Below are 15,839 nucleotides of genomic sequence, written 5' to 3' on the forward strand. Positions count from 1 at the left end.
GCGTTCAAGACCGGTTCAGCGCGGTGTCCAGCGCAGTGAGCAGCTGGTCGATGTCGGCGCCGGTGGTGTGGAGGTGCGGGCTGATGCGGATGGCCGAGCCCCTGGCCCCGACGAACACGTTCGCCTCCTCCAGCGCGGCCACCACGCGCTGCTGGAGCCCCTCGGGGACCGTGATGCCGAGCATGTGCGGTCCCCGAGGGGCGGGAACGGGCAGGCCCCGCTCGCGGGCCGCCGAGGCGATCCGGGCCGTGGTCGCCGCCAGGGTGACGGCGATGCGGGGGACGGTCCAGGCCGAGAGCTGTTCGAGGGCGGCGGTGGCCATCGGGGTGAGCTCGAAGGCGGTGCGCGCGCCGACGTCGAAGCGGCGGGCGCCGGGCTGGTACTCGGTGCGGTAGTCGACGAGCCGTGCGAAGTCCTGGGAGTCCTTGCGCAGGATCCAGTTCTCCTCCAGCGGCCGCCCCTCCTGGTGTTCCGGAGCCACGTACAGGTAACCGAGCCCGAAGGGGCCGAGGAGCCACTTGTAGCCGACGCTGACGAGGTAGTCGGGCTGCAGCGTGCGCATGTCGATCGGGATCGCCCCGGCGGACTGGCTGGCGTCGACGACCAGGGCGGCGCCCACGGCCCGGGTGGCCTCGGCGATCCGGTCCAGGTCGAGCAGGGCGCCGTCGGTCCAGTGCACCCGGGGCACCGAGACCACGGCCACGCCGTCGTCGTGTGCGGCGAGTGCGTCGAGGACGGCCTCGGTCCAGGTCCGGCCGGGCTCCCGGTCCACGGTGAGCATCGAGGCCCCCGTACGCTCGGCGAACCGCCACCAGGTGTAGATGCCCGACGGGTACTCGCCGGCGAGGACCAGGACCCGGCTGCCGGCCGGCGCCGTCAGGTTGGCGGCGGCCACCGCGAGCCCGTAGCTGGTCGCCGGTACGAGGGCGATGTCGTCCGCGGCTGCCCCGATGAGCTCCGCGAACAGCGCTCTGCGCTGCTCGGCCCCGCTGAACCAGTCGGCGCCCTGGATCCGCCACGGCTGCGCGCGCTTGAGGAGGGCGCCCTCGCCCGCGATGAGGCTGCTGCGCAGGGTCGGCGCCAGGCTCGCGGTGTTGAAGTAGGCGATGCCGTCGGGGATGTCGAACAGCTCACGGGCGTTGGGGAGCAGCTCGCTGCCGACAGGCGAGGTCATGTCGTGCCTTTCGAGACGTGCGGCTCCACGGAGCCGGGCCGGGGCCGGAGTCCACCACACTGCCCGGCTTCCGGGGCCGGAAACACCAGCCGCCCCGGGGCAGCGGCTCACTCGCCCCACTTGGCCGACCGTCGTACGCGGCCGGAGCGGATCGGCCGGCGGTTCCGCTCCCGTGGCCCTGAGCCGCGTGCCGGACGGGCGCGCCGCTGCCGTCGCCCGGCCCGCCGGGCCGATAGTGGGGAGCTGTGAGCAACGGGTCGGAGGAACACGTGCAAGAGGGCGGCGCCTGGTCCGGGCCTGCCGGGGCAGAGGCGTTCGCGGCGGTGGAGGCGGCCACGGACTGGCTGCTCGGCTATCCGTTCGTGTTCGAGGCCCTGTCCCGCCGGCGGATCGGCGAGGACGGGGTGCTCGTGGACTACGGCTGCGGGCCCGGGCGGGTGGCCGACCGGGCGGCGCGCTTGCTGGGCGCGCGGGTGCTGGGGGTGGACACGTCCGCCGAGATGCTGGCGCTGGCCCGGAGCACGGCGACGGAGGTGGCGGAGTTCCACCTGGTCAGGGACGGCCGGGTGACCGGCCTGTCCGACGGGTCCGCGGACGCGGTGATGTGCAACCACGTCCTGGCCTCGCTCCCGACCGAGGAGGCCGTGCTCGCGGTGCTCGCCGAGATCCGCCGCCTGCTGCGGCCCGGGGCCCCGCTCGTGCTGCTGACCACCGACCCCGCCTGTACGGAGCTGGAGTACGCATCGCTGCGCGTGGGCACGGCGGGGGCCGCGTACCGGCCGGGCGACGAGATGCCGCTACGGCTGCGACGCACCGATGGTTCCTGGCAGGAGGTACGCAACCACGCCTGGCCCGTGGACCTGCTTCCGGCCCTGCTGGAGCGCGCCCGCTTCCGCGATGTCACCCAGCGCCGGCCGACTGTCGACGAGGCGCTGTCCGTCGCCGACCCGGCTCTCGTGCAGCGGTACGGGTGGGCCGCGGAGCGGGCCGAACCGCCGCTGGTGATCACCTCCGCCCTAGCCGCCTGAGCCTCCCGGAGACCACCGTGTTCCCCTCTGCTGTCCGTGTTGTTCGCGTTCTTCGGGTTGCCCGGTGGGAAACCCGGGTCCTGGCCGTGCTCGGCCTGTTGGGTGCGCTCGTCGCGGGTGCTCCTGCCGCGGCTCCCTCCCCCCGTCCGGCGGACGTACGGGCGGTGACCGCCGTCCCCGCGGCGCCGGGAAGCGCCACGCCCCTGTCCGCGTACGCCATCCGGTCGACGGCCGAGGTCTCCGACGCGGCGGCCGCCGTCTCGGCCCCGGGCTACCCGACGGCGGGCTGGTACCCGGCCGGGCCGCGTTCCACCGTGCTGGCCGCCCTGGTCGCGGACGGCAAGCACCCCGACCCGTTCTACTCCACCAACCAGCAGCGCATCCCGGCCGCCGACTTCACCGTGCCGTGGTGGTTCCGCGCCGAGTTCACCGTCGAGGACACTTCCTCGCGTACGTACCTGGACTTCAGCGGGGTGGTCTCCGCAGCGGACGTATTCGTCAACGGCCGACAGGTCGCCAGCGCCTCCGAGGTCGCCGGCGCATACACCCGTCACGAGCTCGACGTCACCGGCCTGGTGACGCCGGGCGCCAATGCGGTGGCCTTCCGGATCAAGCCCAACAACCCCCGCAAGAACCTGACCATGGGCTGGCTCGACTGGCTGCAGCCGCCCCCGGACGAGAACATGGGCATCGTCCGCGACGTGCTCGTACGGCGCGGCGGACCCGTCGCCCTGCGCGATGCGCACGTGGTCACCAGCCTGGCGATGCCGTCCCTGGCCTCAGCGGACGTGACCGTCAAGGCGCAGGTGCGCAACGACTCGGCCGAGGCCGTCACCGCCACCCTCTCCGGGACCATCGGCGCCGCCGGACCCACCGGACCCACCGGCACCGGCGTCGCCTTCCGCCGGGACGTGTCCCTGCGCGCCCACGAGACGAAGACGGTGGCCTTCGCCCCGGCCGACACGCCCCGGCTGCACCTCGACTCGCCGCGCGTGTGGTGGCCCGCCGGGATGGGCGCGCAGGAGCTGTACGGGCTCGACCTGACGGTGACGGTGCCCGGGGCCGGTGCCCCGTCCGCGGGCGGGTCCGGGACCGTGTCCGACCGCTCCCGCCACGGCTTCGGCATCCGCAGCGTGCAGGCCCCCCTCAACAAGGACGGGGCCCGGCAGTACTCCGTCAACGGCCGGCCGCTGCTGATCCGGGGCGCCGGCTGGTCCCCCGACCAGCTGCTGCGCTGGGACCGGACCTACACCGAGGACCGGCTGGCGTACGCACGCGACCTCGGCCTCAACACCCTGCGCCTGGAGGGGCACCTCGAGCCGGACGAGTTCTTCGACCTCGCCGACCGGTACGGGATCCTCACCCTGCCGGGCTGGCAGTGCTGTACCAAGTGGGAGGGCGAGGTCAACGGCACCGAGGCCGGGGAGAGCTGGACCACCGCCGACTACCCGGTCGCCAAGGCCTCCATGGCGGCCGAGGCCGCGCGCCTGCGCGATCACCCCAGCGTCGTCTCCTTCCTCATCGGCAGCGATTTCGCCCCGGACGCGGAGATCGAGAAGGGCTATCTCGACGCGCTGAAGGCCGCCGACTGGCCCACCCCGGTGATCCCCGCCGCCTCCGCCAAGTCGGCCCCGCTCAGCGGACCTTCGGGGATGCGGATGCCCGGCCCCTACGACTGGGAGCCGCCCGGCTACTGGTACGACAAACGCGAGGGCGGAGCCACCGGCTTCAACTCCGAGACCAGCGCGGGCCCCGACGTCCCCACGCTCGACACCCTGCGCCGCATGATGTCCCCCGCCGAGCTCACCGCCCTCTGGAAGGACCCGGCCGCCCCGCAGTACCACCGCTCCCCCTCCCGCACCTACGCCGCGCTCGAGCTGTACGACGATGCGCTGACCGCCCGGTACGGCGCCCCCCGCAGCCTCGAGGACTACGTCGCGAAGGCGCAGCTCGCCCAGTACGAGAACGTGCGCGCGCAATTCGAGGCGTACGCGCGCAACGCCACGGACGCCTCGAAGCCGTCGACGGGGGTGATCTACTGGATGTTCAACAGCGGCTGGACCTCGCTGCACTGGCAGCTCGTGGACCGCTTCCTCGACCAGGGCGGCGCCTACTTCGGTGCGAAGAAGGCGAACGAGCCGCTGCACATCCAGTACGCGTACGACGACCGCACGGTGGCCGTCGTCAACCGCCGCGCGGCGGCGGTGTCGGGACTGACCGCGCGGGTCTCCCTCTTCAACACGGACGGCACGCAGAAGTACGACCGGACCGTGACCGGACTCGGCGTCGCAGGATACGGCGCGAAGACCACCGCGCTGACCCTTCCGGCCTCGGTGGAGGGCCTGTCCACCACCCATCTCGCGCGGCTGGTCCTGACGGACTCCGCCGGCCGCGAGGTGAGCCGCAACGTGTACTGGCTCTCGACGCGCCGGGACGTCCTCGACTACGGCAAGAGCGACTGGTACCACACCCCGGCCACCGCCTACGCCGACCTCACAGGGCTGAGGTCCATGGCGCAGGCCTCCGTGGCCGCCACCGCGACGACGGCCGTGAACAGCGGTGCGCCGCAGACCTCGACGACCACCGTCACGGTACGCAACACCGGCGGCGGGAACACGCCGGCGCTGCTCACCGACCTGCATCTGGTGGACGACAAGGACGTCCCCGTCCTGCCCGTCCAGTGGTCCGACAATCAGGTCAGCCTCTGGCCCGGTGAGTCGGTGACCGTGACGGCGACGTACCGCACCGCCGATCTGCGCGGGTCCGCGCCCCGGATCAGGGTCTCGGGCTGGAACACGCCGACGGCCGCGGTCCCGGCCGCAGCACGCCGGTAGGCCCGTCGCCCGGGCGGGGGCGGCGGACACCGGCCCGCCTGCAGTGGTCCCCCGGCCCATGGGGCAGGATGGCAGCCCGTTCCGGAATGCGTACACGCGCCCGAACGAGGCTCCATGCACGACAAACTGACAGGTGACAAGGTGACGACACACCTCATACGACGACCCGCAGCGCCCGTCGCCGCTCCCCCGGTCCCGCGCGAAGCGGAGGGCGTCCGTTGAACCGGGAACTCGTCCTGCACGACTGGCTGGTGGCCGGGATCGCGGTCGCCGCGGGCGCCCTGGCCGGACTACTGCTGCGCGCCCTGATGCGCTGGCTGGGCCGGCACGCCGAGCGGACCCGCTGGAGCGGGGACGACATCATCGTCGACGCGCTGCGCACGCTGGCCCCCTGGGCGGCGGTCATCGCCGGCGTCGCGGTGGCCGCCTCGACCCTGCCGCTGCACGCACGGCTCCTGGCCTTCGTGAACCAGTCCCTGACCGCCCTGCTCATCCTCATCGCCACGCTCAGCGCCGCCCGGGTCGTCTCCGGGCTCGTCCAGTCGGTGGCGGGGGCGCGGACCGGGGTGGCCGGATCGGCGACCATCTTCGTGAACATCACGCGGATCGTGGTGCTCGTGATGGGTGTGCTCGTCGCGCTCGAGACCATGGGCGTGTCCATCGCGCCGCTGGTCACGGCCCTCGGCGTGGGCGGTCTGGCGGTGGCCCTGGCCCTGCAGGACACACTCGCCAACCTCTTCGCGGGCGTTCACATCCTCGCCTCGAAGACCGTGCAGCCCGGTGACTACATCCGCCTCAGCAGTGGTGAGGAGGGTTACGTCGTCGACATCAACTGGCGCAACACCGTGGTCCGCAACCTGTCGAACAACCTGGTGATCATCCCCAACGGGCGTCTCGCGCGGACGAACATGACCAACTTCACGCAGCCCGAGCAGCAGCTGTCGATCCTGGTCCAGGTGGGTGTGGGCTACGAGAGCGATCTGGAGCAGGTCGAGCGGGTGACCCTCGAGGTGGTCGACGGCGTGATGGCCGACATCAACGGCGCGGTCCCCGACCACGAAGGGGCCGTCCGGTTCCACACGTTCGCGGACTCCAGGATCAACTTCACGGTGATCCTGGGCGTCGGCGAGTTCAGCGACCAGTACCGGATCAAGCACGAGTTCATCAAGCGCCTGCACCAGCGCTTCCGGGCGGAGGGCATCTCGATCCCCGCCCCCACCCGCACGGTCGCACTCCACCGCGACGAGCTCCTGGCGTCGACGCCTGCCCCGGTTCCGCACCAGCGCGAGGCTCCGACGCGTTCGCCCGCCACCACCGGCTGACTCGTCTACGGGTGGTACAGCTCCTCGGCGCGGGCCCGGTCGAGGGGGCCGTCCTGTGGCAGGTGGAGGAAGTGCTCCACCTGCCACTCCTGCGCGCGCCCGGCCTGGCGGTTGGCGGTGGTCACCCACGGCGGGTACACGCGGAAGCCGCGCTTCCCGCCGGAACCGTCCACCGATACGACGCCGTTCCGGCGCAGGGCGTCCATCGGGAAGACGAACTGGCCGAAGCCCTCGCCGTCGTGACTGCTGATGACGATGAGGTCCACGGGATCGGCGACGTCGAACGGCGCGATGGGCCCGCGCGCGGACCTCTTCCACACGGTGACGAACTGGCCCACCTTGGTGGGCGTCGTCCTGGCTGCACGGAACCGGACACGGCGGCCGTCGAGGACGAACGCGTGCGCAGCGTATTCGGCGCTCTCGGCCTCGGGCTCCGGCTGCGAGCAGGTGAACCCGCAGGCGTCGTAGACACGCGACTTCGCCGCGAGGAGATCGCCGGGGACCCCGATCGAGTCCGACCACGTTTCCGGTCCGGTGCGGGGGTGGTGAGGGGCAGAGCCCTCGCGGTGTTCCGTCATCCGTTCACCCTGTCACACACACCCAGCCATTCGAACATTTGACCGGCAGACGGTCGGGCCCGCGTTCGTTCTTACGGATCCGTGACGTGCGGCCGGGTATCTGCCTCATCGGCCACGGTGCGGCATAGCGTCGGATCATGCGCGTACTCGTGACTGGAGGAGCGGGCTTCATCGGCTCGCACATCGTCTCCGAACTGGCAGGTCGGGGGCTCGACCCCGTGGTGTTCGACCTGGCGGCGGACGGGAGGGACGTCCGGGATCCCGGGCAGGTCCGGGAGGCCCTGACCGGCGTCGACGCGGTCTGCCACCAGGCGGCCAAGGTCGGCCTGGGCAAGGATTTCGGGGACGCACCCGGCTACGTGTCGGCCAACGATCTCGGTACGGCGGTGCTGCTGGCCCAGATGGCCGAGGCGGGCGTGGGCAGGCTGCTGCTCGCGGGGTCGATGGTCGTCTACGGCGAGGGGCGGTACGAGTGCACCGCCCACGGCGTGGTCCGGCCCGGGCCGCGTGCCGAGGCCGATCTGGCCGCCGGCCGGTTCGAGCCGCGCTGTCCGGCCTGCGGCGCCGACCTGGCGCCCGGGCTGGTCGGAGAGGATGCGCCGATGGATCCGCGGAACGTCTACGCCACCACCAAGCTGGCCCAGGAGCACCTCGTGGCCTCCTGGGCGCGGGCCACGGGCGGTCGCGGGATCTCGCTGCGCTACCACAACGTCTACGGGCCGGGGATGCCCCGCGACACCCCGTACGCGGGGGTCGCCGCGCTGTTCCGTTCGGCGCTGGCCGGGGGCGAGGCACCGCGCGTCTTCGAGGACGGCGGCCAGCGGCGGGACTTCGTCCACGTGCGGGACGTGGCGGTGGCCAACGCGGTGGCCCTGGAGTCACTGGAATCCGCGGGCGGCGCGGCCGGCGGCTTCGCCGCGTACAACGTCGGCAGCGGCGATCCGCGGACCGTCGGCGACATGGCCAAGGCCCTGGCCTCCGCGTGCGGGGGCCCGGACCCGGTCGTCACCGGCGAGTACCGGTTGGGCGACGTCCGGCACATCACCGCCGACTCGGCGCGCCTGCGCCGGGAACTGGGCTGGCGGCCGGTGGTGCCGTTCGCCGCCGGGATGGCGGAACTGGCGGCCGGGGCGGACACGCCCTGAGCCACCACCGGTCCACCGGGCCGGGCCACCGGTTCTCCGGACCCCGGCCCTCCGCTCCCTAGGCGGGGGCCGGGAGGGTCAGTTCGAAGCGGCAGCCGCCGGAGACGTTGCGGACGTGTACGTGCCCGTCGTGGGCCTCCACGATGCCCCGGACGATCGCCAGGCCCAGGCCCGCGCCTCCAGGAGGGGTGCGGGCCTGCGTGCCGCGCCAGCCGGTGTCGAACACGCGCGTGAGGTCCTCCTCGGGAATGCCGCCGCAGGCGTCGGAGACCGACAGCACCACCGCTCCCCCACGGGATTCGGCGGCGATCGCGACCGTGCCGTCTGCCGGGGTGTGGCGGATGGCGTTGACCAGCAGGTTCGACAGGACGCGGGTCATCTCCTTGCCGTCCGCCTCCACCGGGAGCGGTGCGACGCCGTCGCCGACCAGCCGTACGCCGTGCTCGCGGGCGAGGGCGTCGGTTCCGGCCAGGACGTCGCCCACCAGGTCGTACAGGTTCAACCGGGTGGGGCTGAGGCTGAGGGCGCCCGCGTGGATGCGGGAGAGCTCGAAGAGGTCGCCGACCATGGAGTTGAGGCGGTCCACCTCGGTGCGCATCTGCCGGTGGTAGCGGGCGGGGTCGGCGGCCATGCCGTCCTCCAGCGCCTCCGACATGGCCCGCAGACCGGCCAGCGGGGTGCGCAGGTCGTGCGAGATCCAGGCGACCAGCTCACGCCGTGAGGTCTCCAGGGCCCGCTCGCGCTCCCGGGACGCCTCCAGGCGTTCGCTGGTCAGGGCCAGTTCACGGCTGAGCGCGGTGAGTTCGGCGGGGGCGGGCACGGTGGGCGTGGTGAACGTGCCCTCCTCGCCGAAGACCCGCGCGGCGGCGACGAGCTCGCGGCAGCGCAGTACGACCTGACGGCCCAGCAGCAGGGCGGTGCCCAGGGAGACCGCGGCCGCCACGGCGACGACCGTGGTCATCACGGTCAGGTCGTGGGTCGAGAGGAACATCGCCCAGGCCACCGTGAGCGTCCCGGCGAGCATCGCGAACACGGCGACGGCGGTCACGACGGCGAGTGAGACGGCGATGCTGCGGCGCCGCAGCATCCGCAGGGCGAGCGCGCCCAGCGCTCCGGCGCCGCCCGCGCCGAGCAGTGCGTACAGGGCGATCAGCAGCAGGTCCTGCTCACGCATGTCCGAGCTCCGTCCGGGGGGCCGTGGCGGGGGCCGCCGGGGCGGGGTGGGCGTCGAAGCGGTAACCGGCGCCCCATACGGTCTGGATCAGGCGGGGGCTCGCCGCATCGTCCTCGATCTTTCCGCGGAGCCTGCGGACGTGGACGGTGACGGTGGACAGGTCACCGAAGTCCCAGCCCCAGACCTCGCGCATGAGCCGCTCCCGGTCGCAGACCTGCCCGGGGTGGCGCAGGAAGTAGGCGAGGAGGTCGAACTCCCGCAGGGTGAGGGCGAGCTCCTGGCCGTCCTTGGTCACCCGGCGGGCGGCCGGGTCCAGGCTCAGGCCCGCCGCGGTGAGCCGGGGGCCGGCGGCCGGCCGGGCGGGGACGGCCCGGCGCAGCACCGACTGCACGCGCAGGACGAGTTCACGCGGGCTGAACGGCTTGGTCACGTAGTCGTCCGCGCCGACTTCCAGGCCCAGGATCCGGTCGTCCTCGTCACCGCGTGCGGTGAGCATGATGACGGGGACGGGCGGGAGGGGCGGGGTGCCGCCCCGGCCTCCGCGCGGTTCGGCGCCGTGCTCGCGCGCCCGCAGCCGCCGGCAGACCTCCAGCCCGTCCATCCCGGGGAGCATGAGGTCGAGGATCACCAGGTCCGGGCGCTGCTCCTCGGCGGCGCGGAGGGCGGCCGGTCCGTCGGCGGCCCGGCGCACGGCGAAGCCGGCCCGGTCGAGGTATCCGGCCACCACCTCCGAGACGGTCGGGTCGTCTTCCACGACCAGGACGCTGCCCGTGAACCGGTCCGGCGTACCCGCCCCGCCGGGGCCGACGGCGTCCCGGCTCTCGTCCGTACTCTGCGTATTGCTGACTGCCATGGCCCAAGACTGGCATCCGCCCCCGGCCGCGTGGAATGCGCCTTCCCCCCATCCCGCACGGCGTCCGCGTTTCGTAAGGACTTGAAGCCCCTTTCGTCCGCGTCCGCTTCCTACGGTGTGGAGCGTGACTGATTCTGCTTGTGTGCCGCCCCGGGCGGACCTCGTACTGCCGTGCCTCGACGAGGCGGAGGCGCTCCCGTGGGTGCTGGCGCGGGTGCCGGCCGGCTGGCGGGCCATCGTCGTCGACAACGGCTCCACCGACGGCTCCGCCGACATCGCCCGCAGTCTGGGGGCGACCGTCGTGAGCGAACCCCGGCGCGGCTTCGGCGCCGCCTGCAACGCCGGGCTGCTCGCCGCGAGCGCCGACCTCGTCTGCTTCTGCGACTGCGACGCCTCCCTCGACCCCGCCCTGCTCGCTCCCATGGCGGCCCGGGTCGCGGCCGGCGAGGCCGACCTGCTGCTCGGCCGGCGCCGCCCGCAGGGCCGCGGCGCGTGGCCCGCGCACGCCCGCGCCGGGAACCTCGCGCTGGCGCGGATGCTGCATCGCCGTACGGGGCTGCGGCTGCACGACCTCGGACCGATGCGGGTCGCGCGCCGCGAGGCACTGCTGGGCCTGGACCTGACCGACCGGCGCAGCGGCTACCCGCTGCAGATGGTCGTACGGGCCGCCGACGCGGGCTGGCGGGTGGCCGAGACGGACGTCCCGTACCTGCCGCGCTCCGGGAAGTCCAAGGTCACCGGCACCTGGCGGGGCACCTGGCATGCGGTACGCGACATGCAGCGGGTGCTGGCCGAGGCGCCCGGCACCCGGTCCGTCCCGGCCGGCGGGGCCGGCGCATGAGTACGGGCGAGAGCAACCCCGGCAGCAATCCCAGCACCGGCGAGGGCACTCTTCTCGTCATTGCCAAGGCTCCTGTCCCCGGCCGGGTCAAGACGCGGCTGACCCCGCACTTCACCCCGCAGCAGGCCGCGGCCCTGGCCCGTGCCGCGCTGCAGGACACCCTGGACGCCGTCCTCTCCACGCCGGCCCGGCGGCGCGTCCTCTACCTCGACGGGGCACCGAGACACTGGCTGCCGGACGGGATCGAGGTGGTCCCGCAGCGCGATGGCGTGCTCGACCTCCGGCTGGCCGCGGCCTTCGCCCTGTACGAGGGTCCCGCGCTGCTGATCGGCATGGACACCCCGCAGGTCACTCCGGAACTCCTGGCCCGGGGACTCGACTTCAGCCGGACGAACGCCTGGTTCGGCCCGGCCCTGGACGGCGGCTTCTGGGCCCTCGGGCTCGCCGAGCCCGATCCCGCGCTGCTGATCGGCGTGCCCATGTCCGTACCGCAGACCGGGGAGGTGCAGCGGCTGCGGCTGACCGCGTCCGGGCGGTCGGTTCGGGACCTCCCCGCGCTCCGCGACGTCGACACCCCGGACGATGCGGCGGAGGTCGCAGCCGCCGCCCCGGGGACCCGTTTCGCCGCCCTGCACGCCGAGCTGTGCGCGGCCGTCCGATGACCGCGCAACTGACGGAGCCCGCCGCCCGGGCCTGGCGGGCCGACCCGTACTCCGAGGCCCTGCGCACCGGCCAAGGACCTCTCTTTCTGCGCCGCTCCGACGGCTGGCTGCTGCCGCTGGAGGTGGAGCGCTGGTGCGCCGAACCCGACAGCGCCGACGCCACCGTCCTGTCCCGCTGCGACGGCCCGGTCCTGGACATAGGCTGCGGACCGGGCCGCCTGGTCGCCGCCCTCGCCCGCCGCGGGCATCTCGCGCTGGGCGTGGACGTGACCCCGGAGGCGGTGACCCGTACCGTACGCGCCGGCGGAAGCGCCCTGTGCCGGTCCGTGTTCGATCCGCTGCCCAGCGAGGGCCGGTGGGACACGGTCCTGCTGATCGACGGCAACATCGGCATCGGCGGCGACCCCGGCGCGCTGCTGCGCCGCGCAGCGCAGCTCGCGGCCCCGGGCGGCTCGCTGCTCGTCGAGGTGGCCACCGTGGACGTCGACGAGCGCGTCGACGTCCGTGTCGACGATGGTCACGGCGGACGCGGGGCACCGTTCCCGTGGGCCCGGCTCGGTACCCGTGCACTGCGTGTCGAGGCGGCGGACGCGGGCTGGAGCCGAGCGGTGACCTGGCATGCCGAGGGCCGTGCGTTCGTACAGCTGCGACGCTGACCGCACACCGCTGACCGGGACGTACGAAGGCGGCTGACGCGAAGTGGAACCGCGTCAGCCGCTTTCGTACGTCCTGTCGCTCAGGGCTTGCGGCGCGCCCCGCGCAGCGCCGCGCGCGTCCCGGCCCACAGGCCCGCGGCCACGGCGATGGCGGCCATCGTCAGCAGCCAGTTGCGCACGTAGTCCAGCGGTACCACCGTCGGGTTGGCCGCGCCGCCCGGCCGCAGGAGCGGCGGCAGGGCGATCGCCGTCAGCGAGCCCGCGACGATCAGGGCCGCGCGCGGGACCCCGCGCAAACGCAGGCCGAACGCGCCCGTGAGCACGGCGACCGCGATCACGAGGGGCGCGATCAGCCCGTCGTGCACGACGACCGCGCCCGCGAGCCACAGCGCGATCCGCCAGGGCGACGGCTGCTGGATCAGCAGGGCGCCGCCCAGGCCCATCAAGGCCAGCCCGAGGCCCGCCACCAGGTACCGGTACGCCATCACGCCACCTCCAGCCGGCCGACCCACTTGGTCTGGAGCACGCCGGGCCGGTTCGGGGCGATGATCCGCGCCGGGTAGCCGTGGTCCGGGGAGAGCTCCTCGCCGTTCAGGCGCAGCGCGAGCAGGGTGAGCGGGTCCTGGGCGTACTCGCGGCCCATCTCCATCACCCGGTACGCGCCGGCCGCCTCCAGCGACTCCACGCGCGCGCGGGCGCCCGGGCCGCCTCCGGCGCGGTCCAGCAGGTCACGTACGCGTACCCCGGTCCACCGGGCGTTCTTGCTCCAGCCCTCGACGCACGCGATGGGCAGCGTCACCTCGTACTGCGGCATCGCGCGCAGTTCGTCGAGGGTGAGGGTGTACGGGCGCGGGCCGGCGACGGTCAGCCGCCAGTCCCGTACGGATGCCGCGGTGACCCCGGCCGCCTCCGCCGTACGGTTCACCGGGAGCCCCTGCGGTCCGACCGCGGGGTCACGCGGGCCGAACAGGTCGAGCCGCCCGAGCCCGGTCACGGACTGCCCGGCGGTCGTCAGCGTCACCGCCCCCACCGCCGCCGCGACGCCCACCAGCAGTGCGCGCCGGTCCGGGCCGTCGGCCTCGGGCAGCGCGAGCGTCCCCGGGGAGCGGCGGGTCCAATGGGCCTGGATCTGCGGCCACTTCACGGCCACGTGCACCATCAGCGCGCCCACCAGGAGCCAGGCCAGCGCGAAGTGCACGGGCACGAAGGAGAACGGCCAGGGATACCACTGGAACGTGTTGAGCAGCCCGCTGAACAGTTCGAACACGCCGGCCGCCACCAACACCGCCACGGAGGCCCGCTCGAGCGCGTGCCGCACCGACTTGAGCGGCGGCCACTCGAACAGCCGCGGATACACCGCCCACAGCTTCACCAACAGCAGCGGGATCGCGGCGATCCCGGACACCACATGGAGTCCCTGGGTGAACCGGTACCCCCAGTACGGGCGGCTCGGCAGCCGGTCGGCGAGCCAGACCGGCGGGTGCTGGAAGTAGTGGCTGAGCACGCCGGTCACGAAACACACGGCAAAGGCGAGCCCGAGCCAGCGGCCGACGGCGGTCGCGGTACGGGCGTCGTGCAGCCGCGCCTTGAAGGTGACGGGCGGGTCGGGCGGGAGAGGGAGTGGGAAGCGCATGGACCCATGACACCCCCGACAAGGCGCTCGGAGGCGGTTCGGACACCTTACGAAACACGGACATGCGCGGCGCCGCACCCCGATGTGCAGCCGTCGCCTGGAACGCTGCGGCTGTGAACCTGCGTACCGCCCTCGGCCTCTCTGCCCTCGCCGCCCTCGTCGCCGTCCTCGCGTGGACCATCCGCCACGACGGCTACTTCACCGACCCCGCCGGACTGTCCTGGCGGTACGCGGCCTGCTGGGCGCTCTTCACGGTCGCCCTGCTCGCGCTGCGCCGGGTCCCGGCCGGCCTGGTCGGGCCGCTGGTGCTGGCGGGGGCCGTCGCGGTGACGGCGACGGGGCTGGTGGCCGCGCCCCGGACCAGCACCGACTCGTACCGCTACGCCTGGGACGGCCGGGTCCAGTCCGCCGGCATCTCCCCGTACGACCACGCTCCGCAGGACCCCGCGCTGGCCCGGCTGCGCGATCCGTGGCTCTTCCCCACCGGCGCTGCCGCGTGCACCGGCCCGGACCGGGCCCGGATCCCGGCCGGCGGGGACACGGGGGACGCCGGGGGCTCCCCGCACTGCACGCGGATCAACCGTCCGGCCGTGCACACCATTTATCCGCCCGTGGCGGAGGCGTACTTCCTGACCGTCGACCGGCTCTCGCCCGAAGACGCCCGGCACAAGCCGCTCCAGATCGGGGCCGGGGTGCTCTCCCTCGGCGTGACCGGCGCGCTGCTGCTGATCCTGCGCCGCCGGGGCACGGACCCGCGCCAGGCCGCGTACTGGGCGTGGTGCCCCGCCGTCCCGATCGAGGCGGTGAACAACGCGCACGTGGACGTCCTGGGGGTGCTGCTGGCCGTGGCCGGTCTCGGGCTCGTGGCCGCACCGCGCCTCGGGCGACGGGTCGGCGGCGGGCTGGTCCTCGGCGCCGCCGTCGCCACCAAACTGATGCCGGCGATCGTGCTCCCGGGCGCCCTGTCGGGCGTCCGCCGGGTGCGCGACGCGGTCGCCGTGCTGCTGCCGGCCGCCGCCGTCACGGCGCTCGCGTACCTGCCGTACGTCCTGCTCTCGCGCGGGTCCGTCCTCGGCTACCTCGGCGGTTACGTGGAGGAGGAAGGGTACGAGGACGCCTCGGCCGGTTCCCGCTATGCGCTGCTGCGGCTGGTGCTTCCGGACAGCTGGGCGCTGCCGGTGCTGATCGCCGCGATGGCGGGCGTGTGCGGGTACGTGCTGTGGCGCGGGGATCCCCGACGTCCGTGGAGCGGAGCGCTGTTGGTGACGGGGTGGGCGTTCGCGCTGCTCACACCGGGCTATTCCTGGTACGCCCTGCTGCTGGTCGCGCTCGTGGCGCTGGACGGACGCTGGGAGTGGCTCGGGATCGCGGTCGCGGGCCCCGCCGTGTACGTCACGGGCCAGGCGTTCGGCTCGCGCGAGGCGGTGAGCGCCACGGCGTACGGCCTCGCGGTGCTCCTGGTGCTCGTGGTCACGGCGGTACGCCGGCGCGCGATCCGTACGGCTGATCGCCGCTGTTGACCTGTCAGGGCTGGTCGTACCAGGAGAAGGCGGCGATCCGCCAGCCCTCCGGGGTGCGGACGAACTGGATGGTCTTGGTCCCGCCGCCCACGAACGGCTCTCCGTCCAGGATCCCGGATTTGCGGTACGCGCCGAAGCGCGACGCGATGTCGCCGGCGATGTCGGTCCGTTCGGAGGTCTCCCACTCGGAGAACTCGACCAGCCGCCCCTCGTTCAGCAGCTTCTCGCGGGGCTCGACGAACTCGTCCACGGTGTAGACCGTGAGCTCCGGGCCGGTCTTGACGATCACACCGCCCGGAAGCACCAGCCGCCGGATGCGGGCCACGTCGGCGGGCCCGCCGCCCCGGTTGTCGAAGGCGCCGAAGAACTCGGCGGTCAACGCGTCTATCTCCACCTTGGACATGACGCGACGGTAACAC

Annotated in this window: 15 protein-coding genes; 8 read left to right on the forward strand and 7 right to left on the reverse strand. The window is 73.6% G+C overall.

What is annotated here, in order from left to right:
- Nucleotides 1–4: 4 nt before the first annotated feature.
- Nucleotides 5–1,174 carry an aminotransferase class V-fold PLP-dependent enzyme gene (locus AB5J51_RS04500; RefSeq protein WP_369776911.1) on the reverse strand — a complete coding sequence of 390 codons (1,170 nt, stop codon included), beginning with the start codon at nt 1,172–1,174 and terminating at the stop codon, nt 5–7.
- 245 nt (nt 1,175–1,419) lie between these two features.
- On the opposite strand from AB5J51_RS04500, the gene AB5J51_RS04505 reads away from it, so the two are divergent.
- The 3 genes from AB5J51_RS04505 (at nt 1,420) to AB5J51_RS04515 (ending at nt 6,358) form a co-directional block, all read left to right on the forward strand.
- Entirely contained in the window at nt 1,420–2,202 is a 783-nt protein-coding gene (locus tag AB5J51_RS04505; RefSeq protein ID WP_136226818.1) for a class I SAM-dependent methyltransferase, read from the forward strand.
- Between the two features lie 86 nt (nt 2,203–2,288).
- Nucleotides 2,289–5,036, forward strand: a complete 2,748-nt coding sequence (locus AB5J51_RS04510; RefSeq protein WP_369776912.1) for an exo-beta-D-glucosaminidase — start codon at nt 2,289–2,291, stop codon at nt 5,034–5,036.
- A 218-nt stretch (nt 5,037–5,254) separates the two neighbouring features.
- On the forward strand, nt 5,255–6,358 hold the full coding sequence (locus AB5J51_RS04515; RefSeq protein WP_369776913.1) for a mechanosensitive ion channel family protein: 1,104 nt from the start codon (nt 5,255–5,257) through the stop codon (nt 6,356–6,358).
- A 5-nt stretch (nt 6,359–6,363) separates the two neighbouring features.
- Here AB5J51_RS04515 and AB5J51_RS04520 read toward each other — a convergent pair whose 3' ends face one another.
- A complete protein-coding gene (locus AB5J51_RS04520; protein ID WP_369776914.1) occupies nt 6,364–6,936 on the reverse strand; it encodes a MepB family protein in 573 nt (190 codons plus the stop codon).
- 137 nt (nt 6,937–7,073) lie between these two features.
- Here AB5J51_RS04520 and AB5J51_RS04525 point away from each other — a divergent pair, with 137 nt between their 5' ends.
- Entirely contained in the window at nt 7,074–8,081 is a 1,008-nt protein-coding gene (locus AB5J51_RS04525; RefSeq protein ID WP_053789269.1) for an NAD(P)-dependent oxidoreductase, read from the forward strand.
- A 58-nt stretch (nt 8,082–8,139) separates the two neighbouring features.
- Here AB5J51_RS04525 and AB5J51_RS04530 read toward each other — a convergent pair whose 3' ends face one another.
- Together AB5J51_RS04530 and AB5J51_RS04535 are read right to left on the reverse strand one after the other, a co-directional pair.
- Complete coding sequence (locus AB5J51_RS04530) at nt 8,140–9,255, reverse strand: sensor histidine kinase KdpD (RefSeq protein ID WP_136226814.1); 1,116 nt, start codon at nt 9,253–9,255, stop codon at nt 8,140–8,142.
- Nucleotides 9,248–10,108 (reverse strand): response regulator transcription factor, encoded by an 861-nt coding sequence (locus tag AB5J51_RS04535; RefSeq protein WP_369776915.1) that lies wholly within the window; start codon nt 10,106–10,108, stop codon nt 9,248–9,250. The genes AB5J51_RS04530 and AB5J51_RS04535 overlap by 8 nt, the downstream gene beginning before the upstream one ends.
- A 124-nt stretch (nt 10,109–10,232) precedes the next feature.
- Between AB5J51_RS04535 and AB5J51_RS04540 the strand changes: the two genes are divergently transcribed.
- From AB5J51_RS04540 to AB5J51_RS04550, 3 genes are read left to right on the forward strand one after another with little or no spacing between them, the layout of a single operon-like run.
- Entirely contained in the window at nt 10,233–10,949 is a 717-nt protein-coding gene (locus AB5J51_RS04540) for a glycosyltransferase family 2 protein (protein WP_369776916.1), read from the forward strand.
- The gene (locus AB5J51_RS04545) at nt 10,946–11,611 is read left to right on the forward strand and encodes a DUF2064 domain-containing protein (protein WP_369776917.1); all 666 of its coding nucleotides are present in this window, start codon (nt 10,946–10,948) and stop codon (nt 11,609–11,611) included. Before AB5J51_RS04540 ends, AB5J51_RS04545 begins: the two co-directional genes overlap by 4 nt.
- Nucleotides 11,608–12,267, forward strand: coding sequence for a bifunctional 2-polyprenyl-6-hydroxyphenol methylase/3-demethylubiquinol 3-O-methyltransferase UbiG (locus tag AB5J51_RS04550; protein WP_053789373.1), 660 nt, complete (start codon nt 11,608–11,610; stop codon nt 12,265–12,267). Before AB5J51_RS04545 ends, AB5J51_RS04550 begins: the two co-directional genes overlap by 4 nt.
- Before the next feature lie 80 nt (nt 12,268–12,347).
- On the opposite strand, the gene AB5J51_RS04555 is transcribed toward AB5J51_RS04550, so the two are convergent.
- Nucleotides 12,348–12,752 carry a hypothetical protein gene (locus tag AB5J51_RS04555; RefSeq protein WP_053789265.1) on the reverse strand — a complete coding sequence of 135 codons (405 nt, stop codon included), beginning with the start codon at nt 12,750–12,752 and terminating at the stop codon, nt 12,348–12,350.
- A complete protein-coding gene (locus AB5J51_RS04560) occupies nt 12,752–13,900 on the reverse strand; it encodes a molybdopterin-dependent oxidoreductase (RefSeq protein ID WP_136226811.1) in 1,149 nt (382 codons plus the stop codon). Before AB5J51_RS04560 ends, AB5J51_RS04555 begins: the two co-directional genes overlap by 1 nt.
- Before the next feature lie 113 nt (nt 13,901–14,013).
- Between AB5J51_RS04560 and AB5J51_RS04565 the strand changes: the two genes are divergently transcribed.
- On the forward strand, nt 14,014–15,420 hold the full coding sequence (locus AB5J51_RS04565; protein WP_369776918.1) for a glycosyltransferase 87 family protein: 1,407 nt from the start codon (nt 14,014–14,016) through the stop codon (nt 15,418–15,420).
- Nucleotides 15,421–15,424: 4 nt separating this feature from the next.
- On the opposite strand, the gene AB5J51_RS04570 is transcribed toward AB5J51_RS04565, so the two are convergent.
- Nucleotides 15,425–15,823, reverse strand: coding sequence for a DUF4440 domain-containing protein (locus AB5J51_RS04570; RefSeq protein ID WP_136226810.1), 399 nt, complete (start codon nt 15,821–15,823; stop codon nt 15,425–15,427).
- Nucleotides 15,824–15,839: the final 16 nt, after the last annotated feature.

It is taken from the genome of Streptomyces sp. R33 (assembly GCF_041200175.1).
Lineage (GTDB): Bacteria > Actinomycetota > Actinomycetes > Streptomycetales > Streptomycetaceae > Streptomyces > Streptomyces katrae_B.

Bases quoted from the DNA above. Each gene is read 5' to 3' on its own strand.
- AB5J51_RS04570 (WP_136226810.1), bottom strand. From the start codon at position 15,823: ATGTCCAAGGTGGAGATAGACGCGTTGACCGCCGAGTTCTTCGGCGCC.
- AB5J51_RS04500 (WP_369776911.1), bottom strand. From the start codon at position 1,174: ATGACCTCGCCTGTCGGCAGCGAGCTGCTCCCCAACGCCCGTGAGCTG.
- AB5J51_RS04525 (WP_053789269.1), top strand. From the start codon at position 7,074: ATGCGCGTACTCGTGACTGGAGGAGCGGGCTTCATCGGCTCGCACATC.
- AB5J51_RS04530 (WP_136226814.1), bottom strand. From the start codon at position 9,255: ATGCGTGAGCAGGACCTGCTGCTGATCGCCCTGTACGCACTGCTCGGC.
- AB5J51_RS04545 (WP_369776917.1), top strand. From the start codon at position 10,946: ATGAGTACGGGCGAGAGCAACCCCGGCAGCAATCCCAGCACCGGCGAG.
- AB5J51_RS04520 (WP_369776914.1), bottom strand. From the start codon at position 6,936: ATGACGGAACACCGCGAGGGCTCTGCCCCTCACCACCCCCGCACCGGA.
- AB5J51_RS04560 (WP_136226811.1), bottom strand. From the start codon at position 13,900: ATGCGCTTCCCACTCCCTCTCCCGCCCGACCCGCCCGTCACCTTCAAG.
- AB5J51_RS04550 (WP_053789373.1), top strand. From the start codon at position 11,608: ATGACCGCGCAACTGACGGAGCCCGCCGCCCGGGCCTGGCGGGCCGAC.
- AB5J51_RS04535 (WP_369776915.1), bottom strand. From the start codon at position 10,108: ATGGCAGTCAGCAATACGCAGAGTACGGACGAGAGCCGGGACGCCGTC.
- AB5J51_RS04555 (WP_053789265.1), bottom strand. From the start codon at position 12,752: ATGGCGTACCGGTACCTGGTGGCGGGCCTCGGGCTGGCCTTGATGGGC.